Genomic DNA, 1872 nt, shown 5'->3' with positions numbered 1-1872 from the left:
CCGGCTGGCCGGAGCGGCACACCGGGGCAGCCGTCAGGCGGGGGGCGGCGGGATCTCGCCGGAGCCGCGCCTGATCAGCGTGGTGGGCAGCACCAGCTGTTGCGGGGCCTCCCGGCTGCCGGACAGCCGGCGGAACAGCAACTCGGCGGCTGAGCGGCCGATCCGCGCGGCGTCCTGCGCGACGACCGTGATGGGCGGGTCGAGCAGGTCCGCCAGTTCCAGGTCGTCGAAGCCGACCAGCGCCACCTGCCGGCCCAGGTCGGCCAGCAGCCGGACCACGGTGAGGGTGACGCGGTTGTTGCCGGAGAAGATCGCGGTCACCGCGTCGGGTCCGGAGAGCATGCGCAGCGTGTCCGAGCGGACCCGCACCGGGTCGGTGCTGCCCAGCGCCGTCCAGGCCGGGTCGATCGCCAGGCCCGCCGCCTCCATCGCGGCGCGGTAGCCGCGCAGCCGCTCGGCGGCCGTGTGGATGCGCGGCTGGTCACCGACGAATCCGATCCGCCGGTGGCCGTGGGCGATCAGATGGGCCACTCCCTCACAGGCGCCGCCGTAGCTGTCGGAGAGCACGGCGTCCGCCTCGATGCGGCCGGCCGGACGGTCCACGAAGACGGTCGCGATGCCCGCGGCGAGCTCCGGGGCGAGGTAGCGGTGGTCGTCGCCGGCGGGCACGATGACCAGCCCGTCCACCCGGCGGGCGCAGAAAGCGAGCGCCAACTCCCGCTCCCGCTCGGGCTCCTCGGCGCTGGAGCCGTTGAACAGCAGGGCGCCGTGCACGCGGGCGACGTCCTCCACCGCACGGCTCAGCGGCCCGTAGAACGGGTCGGCCAGGTCCTCCAGCACCAGCCCGATACTGGCGGTACGGCCCTTGCGGAGGATGCGCGCGCTGTCGTTGCGACGGAAGCCCAGCGCGGTGATGGCCTCCCGCACCCGGCGTTCGGTGTCCGGAGTCACTCCGCTCTCGCCGTTGACCACCCGGGACACCGTCTTGAGGCCGACACCGGCCTGGGCGGCGACGTCCTTCATGGTGGGACGCCGACCGTAGCGGGACTCGGGTGCGCGAGTGGGGCGTGCGGTCTCGGCCACGTCTTTCCGTTCTGCTGCTCGGTGGTGGTCCGGTCGAGCATAGGCCCTGGCGAATCCGGACACAGGCCCGCGGAGAGCGGCTGGACAACGTTGTCTGAATGAGGTGGACTGACCCGCCATGGACATCGACCTCGTCGCTGCTCTCGACATCGGGGGCACCAAGATCGCCGGCGCACTGGTGGACGACAGCGGAAAGCTGCTCCACCGGGCGGTACGTCCCACCCCCGCGCGGGGGAGCGCGGAACAGGTGGCGGGCGCGGTCGGTGACGTGCTCGCGGAACTGCGCGGAGCGGTGCAGTGGCCCCGTGTCGGCGCGGTCGGGATCGGCAGCGCCGGACCGGTGGACGCCGTGCGGGGCACGGTCAGCCCGGTGAACATCCCCGGCTGGCGGGACCACCCCCTGGTGGAGCGGGTCCGCCGGCACACCGGTGGGCTGCCCGTGACCCTGGTGGGCGACGGGGTGGCCATGACCGCCGCCGAGCACGCCATGGGCGCGGCCCAGGGGCACGACAACGCGCTCGGCATGGTCGTGTCCACGGGCGTGGGCGACGGCCTGGTGCTCGGCGGCCTGCCGCTGCCCGGCCCCACCGGGAACGCCGGGCACATCGGCCACATCAGCGTCGAGCTGGAGGGCGACCTCTGCCCGTGCGGCGGCCGGGGATGCGTCGAACGCATCGCCAGCGGCCCGAACATCGTGCGGCGCGCCCTGTCGGAGGGGTGGCAGCCGACGCCGGGCGGCCCTTCGGGTGCCGCGGCGGTCGCCGCCTCGGCCCGGGCGGGGGACCCGGT

2 protein-coding genes are annotated in these 1872 nt (G+C 74.6%); one reads left to right on the top strand and one right to left on the bottom strand.

Features of this window, described 5'->3' with window-relative positions; translation table 11 throughout:
• Nucleotides 1-33 precede the first annotated feature (33 nt).
• Nucleotides 34-1083: a LacI family DNA-binding transcriptional regulator gene (locus tag ACYVE9_RS25095; protein WP_461030181.1), complete on the bottom strand. Its 1050-nt coding sequence runs from the start codon at nucleotides 1081-1083 to the stop codon at nucleotides 34-36.
• 118 nt (nucleotides 1084-1201) lie between these two features.
• On the opposite strand from ACYVE9_RS25095, the gene ACYVE9_RS25090 reads away from it, so the two are divergent.
• The coding region (locus ACYVE9_RS25090; protein ID WP_461030180.1) for an ROK family protein at nucleotides 1202-1872 on the top strand (671 nt) is incomplete at its 3' end.

The organism is Streptomyces sparsus, from assembly GCF_054776295.1.
The sequence above is the reverse complement of the archived record's forward strand: the minus strand, read 5'-3'. Positions and strand labels throughout refer to the sequence as shown.